This is a genomic window from Methylobacterium sp. Leaf399, assembly GCF_001424525.1.
Taxonomy (GTDB): Bacteria; Pseudomonadota; Alphaproteobacteria; order Rhizobiales; family Beijerinckiaceae; genus Methylobacterium.
The window spans coordinates 90040-102764 of sequence record NZ_LMQK01000034.1 but is presented as its reverse complement, the minus strand read 5'-3'; the positions used below and the strand labels follow the sequence as shown (position 1 = coordinate 102764).

12 protein-coding genes are annotated in these 12725 nt (G+C 70.1%); 3 read left to right on the top strand and 9 right to left on the bottom strand.

The window, feature by feature from the left end; genetic code table 11:
* Window positions 1-270 precede the first annotated feature (270 nt).
* The 3 genes from ASG40_RS18960 to ASG40_RS18950 all read left to right on the top strand — a co-directional run bounded on the left by ASG40_RS18960 (window position 271) and on the right by ASG40_RS18950 (window position 4439).
* Window positions 271-1425 carry a zinc-binding metallopeptidase family protein gene (locus ASG40_RS18960; RefSeq protein WP_055889270.1) on the top strand — a complete coding sequence of 385 codons (1155 nt, stop codon included), beginning with the start codon at window positions 271-273 and terminating at the stop codon, window positions 1423-1425.
* 127 nt (window positions 1426-1552) lie between these two features.
* A complete protein-coding gene (locus ASG40_RS18955) occupies window positions 1553-2791 on the top strand; it encodes a glycosyltransferase (RefSeq protein ID WP_200944284.1) in 1239 nt (412 codons plus the stop codon).
* Window positions 2792-2912: 121 nt separating this feature from the next.
* The gene (locus ASG40_RS18950) at window positions 2913-4439 is read left to right on the top strand and encodes an undecaprenyl-phosphate glucose phosphotransferase (RefSeq protein ID WP_055889267.1); all 1527 of its coding nucleotides are present in this window, start codon (window positions 2913-2915) and stop codon (window positions 4437-4439) included.
* A gap of 18 nt (window positions 4440-4457) precedes the next feature.
* Here ASG40_RS18950 and ASG40_RS18945 read toward each other — a convergent pair whose 3' ends face one another.
* The 9 genes from ASG40_RS18945 to ASG40_RS18905 form a co-directional block, all read right to left on the bottom strand.
* Window positions 4458-4817: a hypothetical protein gene (locus tag ASG40_RS18945; RefSeq protein ID WP_055889484.1), complete on the bottom strand. Its 360-nt coding sequence runs from the start codon at window positions 4815-4817 to the stop codon at window positions 4458-4460.
* An 86-nt stretch (window positions 4818-4903) separates the two neighbouring features.
* Window positions 4904-5311: an EF-hand domain-containing protein gene (locus tag ASG40_RS18940; protein ID WP_055889478.1), complete on the bottom strand. Its 408-nt coding sequence runs from the start codon at window positions 5309-5311 to the stop codon at window positions 4904-4906.
* A 372-nt stretch (window positions 5312-5683) separates the two neighbouring features.
* A complete protein-coding gene (locus ASG40_RS18935) occupies window positions 5684-8125 on the bottom strand; it encodes a TonB-dependent receptor (protein WP_055889265.1) in 2442 nt (813 codons plus the stop codon).
* Window positions 8126-8541: 416 nt separating this feature from the next.
* A complete protein-coding gene (locus ASG40_RS18930; RefSeq protein WP_055889263.1) occupies window positions 8542-9174 on the bottom strand; it encodes a hypothetical protein in 633 nt (210 codons plus the stop codon).
* Entirely contained in the window at window positions 9171-10058 is an 888-nt protein-coding gene (locus ASG40_RS18925; protein WP_055889261.1) for an ABC transporter permease, read from the bottom strand. The genes ASG40_RS18930 and ASG40_RS18925 overlap by 4 nt, the downstream gene beginning before the upstream one ends.
* On the bottom strand, window positions 10055-10798 hold the full coding sequence (locus ASG40_RS18920; protein WP_055889258.1) for an ABC transporter ATP-binding protein: 744 nt from the start codon (window positions 10796-10798) through the stop codon (window positions 10055-10057). The genes ASG40_RS18925 and ASG40_RS18920 overlap by 4 nt, the downstream gene beginning before the upstream one ends.
* Window positions 10795-11040 (bottom strand): hypothetical protein, encoded by a 246-nt coding sequence (locus ASG40_RS18915; RefSeq protein WP_055889255.1) that lies wholly within the window; start codon window positions 11038-11040, stop codon window positions 10795-10797. The genes ASG40_RS18920 and ASG40_RS18915 overlap by 4 nt, the downstream gene beginning before the upstream one ends.
* Window positions 11041-11054: 14 nt before the next feature.
* Window positions 11055-11513, bottom strand: coding sequence for a hypothetical protein (locus ASG40_RS18910; protein ID WP_055889251.1), 459 nt, complete (start codon window positions 11511-11513; stop codon window positions 11055-11057).
* A 99-nt stretch (window positions 11514-11612) separates the two neighbouring features.
* A complete protein-coding gene (locus ASG40_RS18905; protein ID WP_244480659.1) occupies window positions 11613-12614 on the bottom strand; it encodes a YVTN family beta-propeller repeat protein in 1002 nt (333 codons plus the stop codon).
* Window positions 12615-12725 lie beyond the last annotated feature (111 nt).

The following is a 12725-nucleotide window of genomic DNA, read 5'->3' as shown; positions in this document are numbered from 1 at the left end:
CCCGTCGGCCGCCCGTCACGATGCCGGCCCTCTATAGGCCGGCGATGGTAGGCCTGTAACCGGGCCGATGCGAATCCCGCAGGGCCCGGGGTGCGCGCGCCCGCTTCGTGAGCCGGCGGCGAGGCTTGGTGGCAAGCAAATCCCGTGCATCATGCCGTGGCGGGAACCGGGGGGCCGGCAATCCTCTTGGTTCCCGCCGGTGACGCCCGGTGCGAGCCCGCGGCGTGCGCCCGCCGCCCTCACCTGGAGTTCCGCCATCGAGACCCCGTCATGAAGATCTTCCAGTGCCAGGCCTGCGACCAGCCGGTGAGCTTCGAGAGCACCGCCTGCGACAGTTGCCAACGGCGCCTCGGCTACGTCTGCGAAGGGCACAGCGTCTCGGCGCTCGAACCGTCGGGAGACCTCTGGCACGCCTATGCCGACCCGGGCCGCAAGTATCGCTTCTGCGCCAACGCCGAGCACGGCGCCTGCAATTGGCTGGTGCCCGACGACGAGCCGGGGGCGTTCTGCGCCGCCTGCCGCCACAACCGGCTGGTGCCGGACCTGCGCATCGCCTGGAACCTGACCCGCTGGCGCCAGATCGAGGCGGCCAAGCACCGCCTGTTCTACTCGCTGATGCGCCTGCGTCTGCCGCTGATGACCCGTGCCGAGAACCCGGCCTCCGGGCTCGCCTTCGACTTCCTGGTGGACCCCACCGAGAGCTACCGCCTCGGGCCGCCGGTGATGACGGGCCATCTCAACGGCCTCATCACCATGAACATCGCCGAGGCCGACGACGTCGAGCGCGAGCGCCGGCGGATGCTGTTCGGCGAATACTACCGGACCCTGCTCGGCCATTTCCGGCACGAGATCGGCCATTACTTCTGGACGATGCTCGTGCGCCAGGACCCGAGCCTGTGGGATTTTCGCGATCTGTTCGGCGACGAGACCCGGAACTACGCCGCCGCCCTCCAACGCCACCACGCCTACGGGCCGCCCGACGACTGGGCCGAGGGCTACGTCAGCGCCTATGCCACCTGCCACCCGTGGGAAGATTTCGCCGAGACCTTCGCGCATTACCTCCACATCGTCGACACCCTGGAGACCGCCGGCGTGTTCGGCCTGAGCCTGAACCCGCACCTGCGCAACCAGGCGCCCCAGACCGTGCGGATCGAGTTCGACCCGCACCGCAGCCCCGACCTCGACCGGATGATCGAGGCCTGGCTGCCGTTGACCTACGCCATCAATTCGCTCAGCCGCAGCATGGGCCAGCCGGCCCTCTACCCCTTCAAGCTGACGCCGGCCGTGATCGCCAAGCTCTCCTTCGTCCACGACCGGATCTACGCGGCGCAGGGCTACCGGCAGGTCCAGGGCGACGCGGGCACCGACATCCTCAAGGCGGTGATCACCGGGCTGCGCCAGCGGGTGGCGGCGCCCAACATCTGAGCGTCCGCCCGGACGGCGGAACGATCACGGCCGATGCCCGCGGTTCCCTTAACCGGCCCCCCACACTTTCCGGCTAACGCTCGACGCGGCGCGACCTCGTCACGGTTCGGCGCGCAGGAGCCTGCCCGTGGCCGTCCCGTCCCTCGACACCCCGTCCGCGTCGCCCGCCGGCCAGGAGCCGCGCCGGCGCATCCTGCATGTGTTCCGTGCCCCCGTCGGCGGCCTGTTCCGCCACGTCTCCGACCTCGTCCGTCTCCAGGCCGCGGCCGGGCACGACGTCGGGATCGTCTGCGATTCCGGAACCGGCGGCGACCGGGCCGAACGCGCGCTGGCCGACCTGCGCCCGGTCCTCCGCCTCGGCGTCGTGCGCATCCCGATGAGCCGCAATCCGCACGCCGCCGACCTCGCGGCCCTGTGGCGGCTGTCGCGCCATGCCGCCGCCCTCGGGGTGGGCGTGTTGCACGGGCACGGCGCCAAGGGCGGCGCCTATGCCCGGCTCGCCGTCGTGCGGGGCGCCATCCGCGCCTACACGCCCCACGGCGGCAGCTACAACTACCGTCCGGGCAGCCGCCTCCACCGCCTCTACATGGGCGTCGAGCGTGCCCTCGCGGGGCGTACCGACGTGTTCCTGTTCGAGAGCGCCTTCGTCGCCGGCCGGCACCGGGCCTACGTGAGCGAGACCCGCCGCGCCCGGATCGTCTACAACGGCATCGACGCCGCAGAATTCGCCCCCATCGCGAGGGCGCACGACCCGTTCGACCTCGTCTATGTCGGCGAGTTGCGCGAGGCCAAGGGCATCCCGGTCCTCATCGACGCCCTGGCGGCCTTGCGCGCGGCGGGGCGCCCGGTGCGCCTGCTCATGGTCGGATCGGGCCCCGACGCCGATGCGATCGCCGCGGCCGTGGCGCGGCTGGGCCTCGCCGACGCCGTGGTCTACGAGCCGCCCCAGCCGATCCGGGACGCCCTGGCCCGGGGCCGGGTGATGGTGGTGCCCTCGTTCGCGGAATCCCTGCCCTACGTGGTGCTGGAGGCGGCGGCCGCGCGCCAACCCCTGGTCGCCACCGATGTCGGCGGCATTCCCGAGATCTTCGGCGCCGCGGCCCGGGACCTGGTGCCGCCCCGCGACGCCAAGGCCCTCGCCGCGGCCCTCGCCCGTGTCCTCGACGAGGCCCCCGAGGCCCTCGCCGAGCGGGTCGGCCGGCTGGCGACATCGGTGGAGGCCCGGTTCTCGATGCGGCGGATGGGAGCGGGCGTGCTCGCCGGCTACGCCGCCGCCGTGGCGGCCAGGGGCGACCCGGCCCGCGCGGCGGCGATCTTCGCCGACGACTCGCTCGGGTCGGGGGCGGCACCGTTAAGCCTTCCGTGAGGTCGGCCCGCTACGCTCGACCGACGCGCGATCCGGACCGGACGACGGGTCCCGACCCGCGAACGGGGGCGGTCGACGCCCGGCTCCCCCTCCCCGGTCCGATGTGCAAGGTGGCCATCCGATGAGTGCCTTCGACGTCCGCGACCTCCTCAAGGTGGCCGGCGCGCCCGGAGCCCGGGTCGCCGGGTTCGACGTCCCCGCCGCCGCGCCACCGGCCGAGACCACGCGGCCGATGCCCGCCGCGCCGCTCTCCCCCGTCGTCCTGACGGGGACGGTCCGCGTTCTCGAATTCGCGGCGATCGTCGGCCTCGGGGTGGCCGTCCACCTCGTGCAGCCCGACCGGATCGGGCCGCTGGGCCTGCGCTACCTCGCTGCCATCCTCGGCAGCGCGGTCCTGGCCGTGGCGCTGATCCAGGTGAGCGGCGGCTATCGCATCGCGGCCTTCCGCAGCGTCCTCAAGGCCGCTCCACGGCTGTTCGCGGCCTGGTCGCTCGCGTTTCTCGTGGTCGCCGCGGCCCTGGTCTTCGCCAAGATCGCCGACCAGTACTCGCGGATCTGGCTCGCCACCTTCTACGGGGCCGGCCTCGTTGGCGTGATGGCCGGCCGCATGGTGCTGGCGCGCATCGTCGCCACGCAGATGCGCCAGGGGCGCTTCGACCGCCGCACCGCCATCGTCGGCGGCGGGCCGCTGGCCGAGAACCTGATCCGCGCCCTCGAGGCGCAGGCCGATGCCGGCATCCGCGTCGTCGGGTTCTTCGACGATCGCGCCGACGACCGCGCCGCCACGGTGATCGCCGGCTATCCGAAGCTCGGCACGGTCAGCGATCTCGTCGCCTATGCCCGCTCCACCCGCCTCGACCTCGTGGTCTTCACCCTGCCCATCGCCGCCGAGGAGCGGCTGATGCAGATGCTGACCAAGTTGTGGGTCCTGCCCATCGACATCCGGCTCTCGGCCCAGGCGACGCGGCTGAAGCTGCGCCCGCGCGCCTATTCCTACCTCGGCGACGTCGCCGTCCTCGACGTGTTCGACAAGCCGATCGCCGATTGGGACATCGTGGTGAAGGGCATCTTCGACCGGGTCGTGGGCGTGGCGATGCTCGTCGCCCTCGCTCCCGTGATGATCGGCGTCGCCCTGGCGGTGCGCTTCACCTCGCCCGGCCCGATCCTGTTCCGGCAGAAGCGGCACGGCTTCAACAACGAGATCATCGAGGTCCTGAAGTTCCGCTCGATGTACGTCGACCAGTGCGACTACGCCGCCGCCAAGCAGGTGACGCGCGGCGACCCGCGCGTCACGCCCGTCGGGCGCTTCATCCGCCGCACGTCCCTCGACGAGCTGCCCCAGCTCTTCAACGTACTCAAGGGCGAGCTCTCCCTCGTCGGCCCGCGCCCGCACGCGATCAACGCGCGGACCGCCAACACCCTCTACGACCAGGTGGTGGACGGCTACTTCGCCCGCCACAAGGTCAAGCCGGGCATCACCGGCTGGGCCCAGGTCAAGGGCTGGCGCGGCGAGACCGACACCGACGACAAGATCCAGCGCCGGGTCGAGCACGACCTGTACTACATCGAGAACTGGTCGGTCCTGTTCGACATCCGGATCATGCTCGAGACGCCGATCTCGCTGTTCACGACACGCAACGCCTACTGAGGTCCTGGGCGGCGTACGCTACGGCAGGGCGCCGGCCTTCTCCTTGGCCTGGGTCATGGTCGCCTCGCAGCCCTTGACGTCGCCGGCCTTGTCCTGGGCCTTGGCCTGCCGGATGAGGTCGCGCGCCGCCTCGACACCCGAGGCGGTGGGGCGGGCCGCCGGATCGGTCGGCTTGCCGGCCGGGGGAGCGTCCAGCGCCTTGCCGGATGCCGGCGGGGTCGGCCCCCCGGGCGGGACCGTGCCGGTGACGGTGGCCGCCCCGGCGCTGTCGAGACGCTTCTCGATGGTCGCGATCTGGTCGGTGCAGGACGAGGCGAAGGCCGGCGCCGTACCGGACAGGGCGAGAAGACCGGCCGCGAGGCCAAGGGTGAACCGCATGAACACATTCCCGATCGTTGAAAAACAGACAACGCCGGAGGCGACTCCGGCGTTGCTGCGACAGATCGGGCCCTGGGGGGCGGCGGTTACTTCATCAGCTTGAGGACGGCCTTGCCGGCCGGCTTGCCGAATTCCTTGGCATCGAGGGTGCCGTCGCCGTCCGGATCGGCCTTCGAGAAGCGCTTGGCGACGATGGCCAGGTACTCGTTCTTGTCGAGGGTGCCGTCCATGTCCGGATCGGCGGCCTTGAGCTCCTTGGCCGTCAGGCGGCCCTTCAGCTCCTTCTTGTCGAGGGTGCCGTCCTTGTCGGGGTCGAGGGAATCGAACAGGGCGGCGGCGGCGGCCTGCGCCTCCTTGAGATCGACCGTGCCGTCCTTGTCGGGATCGAACATCTCGACGGCCATCTTGCCGGCGGGGGCGGCGAGGGCCTGCCCCATCGGCAGGGCGACGAGGATCGCGGAGAACAGCAGGGCGTGACGAAGGTGGGAGGACATCGATCGGGTCTCCAAGGTCATGGACCAGGGAACGGTCGGTCCCCGGTTCTCGTCCGTCGCAAGGGCCGGTCGGCGGGTGCTTCGCCCGCCGGGACCGCGGCGCATCCCGTGGCGACGGTTTTCGGGACGGCTGAGGCGACATAGTGCAAGTCGGCGGCCAAGGGAACGATGCGCAACCCATCCGGGTGACAATACCCGCCGATGTGCGTGTTTTTCCCGGTCCCCGAGGCGGTGTCCCACGCCTGCGAGTCCTGTCCGCCGTCGTTTTCGGCGTGCCCTCATGACAAAGCCCCCGCGGGGGCGACCCGCGGGGGCTTGTATCGGGATGATGCGGGGCCGCTCGGCGCGGCCCCGCGATCGCATCGGGCGGTGCTACCAGAAGATGCGCAGGCCACCGTAGGCGGCGATGGGCGCTCCGGGCGCGAGGCTGCGGTTGGAGCTGGCGTTGGGCAGGGCCAGGATCGGCACCTCGCCCACCGGCGAGAAGGTGCCGAAGGTGGCGTATTTCGCGTTGAGGGCGTTCTCGACGTAGCCGTAGACCTCGATGTTCTGGGCGATCCGGTAGCTGGTGTTGAAGCCGATCACCGCGTAGTCGCCGGTGGTCTTGTTGAGGTTCGAATCGTCGCCCACCAGGAACTTGCCGGTGGCGTAGCGGGCGAGCATGCCGACCTTCCACTCGGGCGTGACGAGGTACTGCACGCCGACCTTGATCTGGTGGGGGGCGACGCCGGGCAGCCTGTCGCCGGGCCGCACGAACACCTGGCGGGCCTCGTCGTTGTCCGGCTGGGCCGGGTTGGGGGTGGCGAAGGGGTTGCCGCCGGAGTTCAGGGTCAGGGGCGTCTGGAAGGTGGCGTCGACGAAGGCGTAGTCGAGGAAGGCGTTCCAGACCGGGGTGGTGTAGGCGATGCCCGCCTCGACGCCCTGGCGGCGGGTCGAGCCGACGTTCTGGAAGAAGGCCCGGCCGATGGTGATGTCGGAGGGGACGAAGGTGATGTCGTCCTCGTTGCGGGCCCGGAACACGCCGGCCTTCCAGCTCACGATGCCGCCGAATTCCGCCGACACCGGGATGCGGCCGCGAAAGCCGGCTTCCACGGTGCGCGACACCACCTGCTTGAGCGGCGGGTCGCCGACGAAGAAGTTGGTGAGCGAGCACGGCGCCAGCGGGTCGGCGCAGGAGAGCTCGGCCGGGGTCGGCGCGCGGTTGGCCTCGACGTAGCCGCCGTAGGCGGTGAGCAGGTCGGGGATGATCTTGTAGGTGGCGCCGATGCCGGGGTTGAAACGCTCGAAGTAATGGTCGCCGTTGAGCGCCGTGCCGATCTGGTCGCGCAGGACGATCTTGGCCATGTTGTAGCGGCCCTGCAGGGTCAGGGTCAGCCGGTCGGTGATGTCGGTGTTGTTCTGGATGTAGATGCCGCCGTAGTCGTTGCTGGAGTGCACGCTCACCGGGGTGATGGCGTTGTCGTCGGAGCGCACCACGATGCCGGGGCCGGCGAAACCGCGGTCGAAGGTCAGGCCGCCCACCGAGTTGTCGGCGGAAAAGCGGGTGCGACCGCCGTCGTAGGAGCCGCCGAGCACGAAGCGGTTGGGCATGTCGAACAGCCGCTCGCGCACCGTGGTCTGGATGGTGGCGCCGAAGTTGTCGGTCTGGGTGCGGGTCTGGTTGAGGAAGGCGTAGGGCCCGCCCTCGTCGAAGCGGTCGGCGAAGAGCGGCAGCGAGGCGAAGTCGGCCGTGCGCACGCTGCTGGCCCGCACCGGGGCGTTCATGCGGTCGCGCAGGAAGAACTGCTGCTCGTTGGCGCCTTCCGAACAGATGAAGTCCGGGTTGGCTTCGCAGTTCTCGAGCTCGGCGGCGTCGCCGTTGGCGGTCTGCTGCGAGAACCGGCCGATGTAGGCGTTGCCCTGCAGGGTGACGGTGGGCGCGATGTCGTAGATGCCCGAGATGCCGATGCGGCCGTACTCGTTGAGGGTCTTGTCGGGGTAGGTGAAGACCTCGTTGCGCTGGAAGGCGAGCAGGTCCACCGGCAGGGTGCCGTTGCCGGTCAGGCTGTTGATGGCGCCCGAGAAGTTGAGGTGGAACTCGCCCTTCTCCGCCTGCACGCCGAGGTCGGCGTAGAACTGGCGCAGCCGCGAGGGCGAGCGCTTGCGCCAGCCGTTCTCGGACAGCGAGGTGCCGGCGATGTAGAGGCCGACGTTGTCCGAGCGCTGGCCGTGCTGGAACGAGACCGAGCCGCGGCCGAACGAGCCGCCGAGCACGTTGAGCTCGGTGCCCTGGTAGGTGAAGCCGTTCTTGAGCAGCACCTGCAGCGAGCCGCCGAGCGCGTTGAGGCCGAAGGCCGGGTTCGAGCCCTCGAGCTCGATGCGGTCCACCGCGATGTCGGGGATCAGGTCCCACTGCACCGTGTCGCCGAACGAGGTGTTGAAGCGCTGGCCGTTGACGTAGACGGCGACCCCCTGCGGGCTGCCGCCCAGCGGCGAGGCCTCGAAGCCGCGATAGGTGATCGTCGGCTGGAAGGGGTTGCCCTGGGCGTTGTTGATGCTGATCGAGCCGACGCGCTCGTCCAGTGCCCGCAGCACGCTCGGTGCGCCGACGCGGTTCACGTCGGCCGAGGTCAGCACGCTGGAATTCTGGGGCAGCTTGTCGCGGTCGATGCCGAGGAGCGCGCCGCTGGCGCTGCGCACGCTCGCCGAGGGGGCCGAGGCGACGACGTCGAGCTCGCCCAGTGTGACCGCCTGCTGGGCGCCCTGAGCGTAGACCACGCTCGGCAGCATCGCCGCCGATACGAGGAGGCTGCTGCGCAGCGTCCGCTTGTTCATTCTCTCGACCCCTGTCCCCGGTTTGGTCCGCCGGTTGTTCCCCGGCGTGTTCGGGTATGTTTCGAGAGGAGTGCGCTTCAACACAATCGGGTGAGCCGCGAATTTCCCCATCTCACCGGAGGTTCGGTCCGGATCGCGATCGAGGGTGTCCAAACGGCAACAGAAATCTCAATGACCACAACGGGTTCATGCCAATTCGGCATCAAATCCGGGAGGATTCGGCAATGCGCGGCGACACGATTTTGGCCCGGTGTTGCGGATTGGCCCAGGGGCTCCGACCGTGTCGCTACGGGCGGTGCGGCGGTCGAATCGGCTCGGCGGTCGGGCCCAAGCGGCAGCTCGCCGCGGCGACGAAAAAAGGCCCGCCGGGAGGGGTCCGGCGAGCCTTTCGGTGAGAGGGCGCGGGGTCTGGCGATTCAGAGCCGCGCCTGAATCTTGCGGGCGATTTCGCCCAGGCGCTGTTCGAGCAGGGTCGGCACCTCGCAGACGTAGGCCAGCGACTGGCTGCGCTCGGTGAAGATGCGCCGGTCCCAGGCGAACTGGTTCTCGAGCTCGGAGGCTTCCTTGGGGATCTCGCGGGCGTCGGAGGCGCTCGGGCCGTCCTTGGTGGCGCTGATCTTGTCGGCCTCGTCGCGGATGCGCTCGGCCATGCGGCGCTGGCCCTGGGCGTAGCGGGTGATGCCGCCCATGACGCGGGCGCGCTCGCCGTTGACCACCTCGAACACGCCGGCGAACACCCGGGTCAGGCGCTTGGCCTTCTCGTCGCCGGCCTTGGCCGCGAAGTCGTCGAGGAGCGGATCGACCTGGGACAGCTCGGTGCGGCGCGAGGCGATCTTCTGGGCGAGGGCGGCCGCCTCGAAGTCGTCGCCCCACGGGCCGGCCTCGGCGATGTCCGGCCCGGTCCAGACCGTGCCGGGGCTGAGCGTCGTGACCTTGCGCTGCACGCAGGGCCAGTCGGGATCGCTCTTGGGCTGGGCGCCGGCCGGGGCGGCCAGGAGGGCGAGGGAGGCGAGGACCAGGGCGGAACGAACGGGAACGAAACGGATCATGGGGCTTCTCCGGCGGGACCGCCGCGCCGGGCCATGATGCCGCGGCCGGGATCGTAGGCGATGACGGCGAGGGTGAAGACGACGAGGGTGGTGCCGACCACCACGGCGCAGGCCAGCGGATCGAACTGGCCGTAGAGGGCGAACCGCACGAGCTGGACGGCGTGGGTGAAGGGGTTGGCCATGCAGATGGCGTAGAGGGTCTCGGAGGATTCCCGGATGCGCCAGAGCGGGTAGAGCGCCGAGGAGGCGAAGAACATCGGGAAGATCACGAAGTTCATGACGCTCGCGAAGTTCTCCAGCTGCTTGACCATCGAGGACAGCAACAGGCCGATGGCGCCGAGCATCAGCCCGGCGGCGACGAAGGCGGGCAGGGCGGCGAGGTAGCCGATCGCGGGGATGTCGAGCTCCCAGAAATACGCGATGGCGAGGAAGGCGTAGGCCTGCACCACCGACACCGTGACGCCGGCCACGAGCTTGGCCAGCAGCAGCAGCCAGCGCGGATAGGGGCTGGTGAGCAGCACCTTCATCGAGCCGACCTCGCGGTCGTAGACCATCGAGAGCGACGACTGCATGCCGTTGAAGAGCTGGATCATCACCGCGAGCCCGGGCACCACGTAGACCTCGTAGAGCACGTAGGTCTGGTAGGGCGGCTCGATGGAGACGCCGAGCGTGTTGCGGAAGCCCGCCGCGAAGATGAACAGCCACACCAGCGGCCGCACCAGGGCGGAGAAGAACCGCTCCTTCTGGTTGAAGAAGCGCAGCAGCTCCCGGCGCACGATGCCGGACAGGCAGATGAGGTAGCCGACCGCATCGAGCCGCCCGAGGTGGGGGACCGGCTTCTCGAGGGGGGTGGCCGAGGCCTGGGGGCCGGGTGGTGTCGTCATGCCGCCTGCCTCGCCGGGTCCGCCACCAGGCGCCGGAACGCCGCCTCCAGGGTCTCGCCCGGACGGGCGATGCTGCCGGCGGTGCCGCGCGCCACGATGCGGCCCTTGTGCAGCACCACCGCGTCGTCGTCCCCCTCGATCTCCTCGAAGATGTGGGTGGCCCACAGCACCGACAGCCCCTCCTCCCGCACCAGGGCGCGCACGATCGCGACGATGTCGGCCCGCGATTCGAGGTCGAGGCCGACGGTGGGCTCGTCGAGGAGCAGGAGCCGCGGCTCGTGGATCAGCGACCGCGCGATCTCGATGCGGCGGGACTGGCCGCCCGAGAGCGTGCGGATCTTGTCGGCCCGCCGGTCGGCGAGCCCGACCCGGTCGAGCAGCACCGCGATCCGCGCCCCGGCCACCCGGCGGGCGATGCCGTGCAGGCTGGCGTGGTAGAACAGGTTCTGCTCGACGGTGAGATCGGTGTCGAGGGTCCGGGCCTGGAACACCACGCCCATCCGGGCCAGCGCCCGGGACGGCTCCCGGTCGAGGCCGTGCCCGAAGATCGCGACCCGGCCGTCCTGGTGGGTGTAGAGCCGGGTGATCACCGAGAACAGGGTGGTCTTGCCGGCGCCGTTGGGGCCGAGCAGCGCCACGAACCGGCCGCGCCCGACCTCCAGGGAGACGTCGGAGAGCGCCGCCCGGCTGCCGAAGCGATGCGTGACGCCGGCGACCGCGAGGGCCGGAGCGTCGCTCATCGCGCCAAAGCCCGCTTGGCGTCGCCCACCGCGTCGAGGCACTCGTCGAACTCGCCCTCGTCGCGCTCGCGCTTGGCCACGCGCAGGGCGGTCGCCAGCTTGGGCCGCGCGGCTTCCGAGGGGGATGCGGCCAGGGCCGCCTCGATCATGGCGATGCCCTCCGAGCACTCGGCCTTGTCGTCGGCGAGGGCGGGCGCGGTGGTGAGGGCCAGGACGGCCAGGCCGTGACGGAGGGAACGCATGGAGGAACTCCGGTCTACTTGACGATGAACTTGCCGGTCATGCCCTTGGCCTCCAGGCCGCGGATCGTCCAGGGGTACTCGCCCGGCTTGATCGTCACGAACTCGACCGCGATCTCGCCCGGCTCGTCGAACTCGAAATGGTCGGGCGGGCCGCCGCCGTGGATCTCCAGGTGCTGGATCACGATCTGGTTGAGCCAGATGTAGCGGAAGAACTCGGGCGCGTAGAACTTGTACTCCTGCCGGCCCTTGGCGACGATGCGCAGCCGGTAGGCCTTGCCGGATTCGAGTTCGATCTCCTTGTTCTCGACGACGAAGTCGTTGCCCTCCTCGTTGCCGAGGACGAGGTCGGGCAGGGTCTGGCGCTTCTTCGTGAGGTCGAGGGCGGTGGCCGGGCCCGCTGCCAGGAGGGCCGCCAAGGGGGCCGCCAAAAGGGCCGCCAGCCGCAGGCCGGCGAGCCGAAACGTCGCTGTCATCCGTCTTGTCCCTCCCTGAGCGCCGCCTTGTGGCGGTCGCGTTCGGTCATCGTCTTCGCGACCCGCTCCCCTCCCCTGTGGAGAGGAGAAGCGCCTCGGCTAGTTCGGAGAACTCGCGACGCCCCAGGGCAGCAGCCCCACCGCGATGCTCTTCACGACCTTGCCGGCCTCCACGTCGATCACCGAGACGTCGTTGGACGAGCCGTTGGTGGAGAACAGGAGCTTCTGGTCCGGCGTGAAGGCGAGCTGCCAGACGCGCTGGCCCACCGGCAGGTACTTCTCGACCTCGAAGGTCTTGGCGTTGACCACCGCCACCCGGTTGGCCGGCCCCAGCGCCACGAAGGCCTTGGTGCCGTCCTTCGTGATGCGTACGCCCACCGGCTGGATCGCCTCGTCCGTCACGCCGGGGATCTTGAAGGTGATCTTGCGGGTCACCTTGCGCGTCTCCACGTCGATGATGCTGATCGTGCCGCCGACCTCGGCCGAGACCCAGAGCGTCTTGCCGTCCGACGTGAACTCGGCGAACCGGGGCCGGGCGTCCACCAGCACGTTGTCGACGATCTGGTGCGTCGTGGTGTCGATGAAGTGGGCCATGTTGGTGGTCTCGGAGGTGTTCACGAGAATCTTGCCGTCCGGCGAGAGGCCCATGCCCTCCGGCTCGACGCCGACGGGGATCTCCGCCAGCACCTTGTTCTTCTCGATGTCGATCACCGTGACCTGGCTGTCGTCCTCGTTGGCGACGTAGAGCGGGTTGCCGTCGGGACCGAGGATGAACTGCTCCGGGTCGGGCCCCGAGCGCAAGGAGCGCAGGGTCTTGCCGGTGGCGGTGTCGAGCACGTCGACGCGGTCGTCGTCCGAGGCGCAGACGAACAATTCCTTGCCGTCCTTGCTCACGGTGACGCCGCGCGGGCGGCGACCCGTCTTCCAGGTCCCGGTGACGGTCAGAGTCGTCGTGTCGATGACGCTGACCGAGTTGCCCTTCTCGTTGGTGACGTAGACGGTGTAGGCCGCGGCCGGGGCGGCCGTGCCCAGCAGCGCCCCGGCGAGGGCGGCGAGCCCGAACCCGGCCTTCACGTCCATGCGGGCCATCTTACGGCTCATCCGTGTCTCCCTGTCCCTGCGCGCGGCGCGCTCGTGTCGCGTCCGTCGTTTGAGGTTCCCGGTGCTGGTTGTAGGGCAGTTCGGCCTCCGAGACAGGCCCGGACCGCATCC

What these genes read in the sequence shown, in the direction of transcription:
- ASG40_RS18940 (WP_055889478.1), bottom strand. Translation starts at nt 5,311, where the DNA reads ATGTCCTCCCACCTTCGTCACGCCCTGCTGTTCTCCGCGATCCTCGTC.
- ASG40_RS18920 (WP_055889258.1), bottom strand. Translation starts at nt 10,798, where the DNA reads ATGAGCGACGCTCCGGCCCTCGCGGTCGCCGGCGTCACGCATCGCTTC.
- ASG40_RS18910 (WP_055889251.1), bottom strand. Translation starts at nt 11,513, where the DNA reads ATGACAGCGACGTTTCGGCTCGCCGGCCTGCGGCTGGCGGCCCTTTTG.
- ASG40_RS18935 (WP_055889265.1), bottom strand. Translation starts at nt 8,125, where the DNA reads ATGAACAAGCGGACGCTGCGCAGCAGCCTCCTCGTATCGGCGGCGATG.
- ASG40_RS18960 (WP_055889270.1), top strand. Translation starts at nt 271, where the DNA reads ATGAAGATCTTCCAGTGCCAGGCCTGCGACCAGCCGGTGAGCTTCGAG.
- ASG40_RS18905 (WP_244480659.1), bottom strand. Translation starts at nt 12,614, where the DNA reads ATGAGCCGTAAGATGGCCCGCATGGACGTGAAGGCCGGGTTCGGGCTC.
- ASG40_RS18925 (WP_055889261.1), bottom strand. Translation starts at nt 10,058, where the DNA reads ATGACGACACCACCCGGCCCCCAGGCCTCGGCCACCCCCCTCGAGAAG.
- ASG40_RS18915 (WP_055889255.1), bottom strand. Translation starts at nt 11,040, where the DNA reads ATGCGTTCCCTCCGTCACGGCCTGGCCGTCCTGGCCCTCACCACCGCG.
- ASG40_RS18930 (WP_055889263.1), bottom strand. Translation starts at nt 9,174, where the DNA reads ATGATCCGTTTCGTTCCCGTTCGTTCCGCCCTGGTCCTCGCCTCCCTC.
- ASG40_RS18945 (WP_055889484.1), bottom strand. Translation starts at nt 4,817, where the DNA reads ATGCGGTTCACCCTTGGCCTCGCGGCCGGTCTTCTCGCCCTGTCCGGT.
- ASG40_RS18950 (WP_055889267.1), top strand. Translation starts at nt 2,913, where the DNA reads ATGAGTGCCTTCGACGTCCGCGACCTCCTCAAGGTGGCCGGCGCGCCC.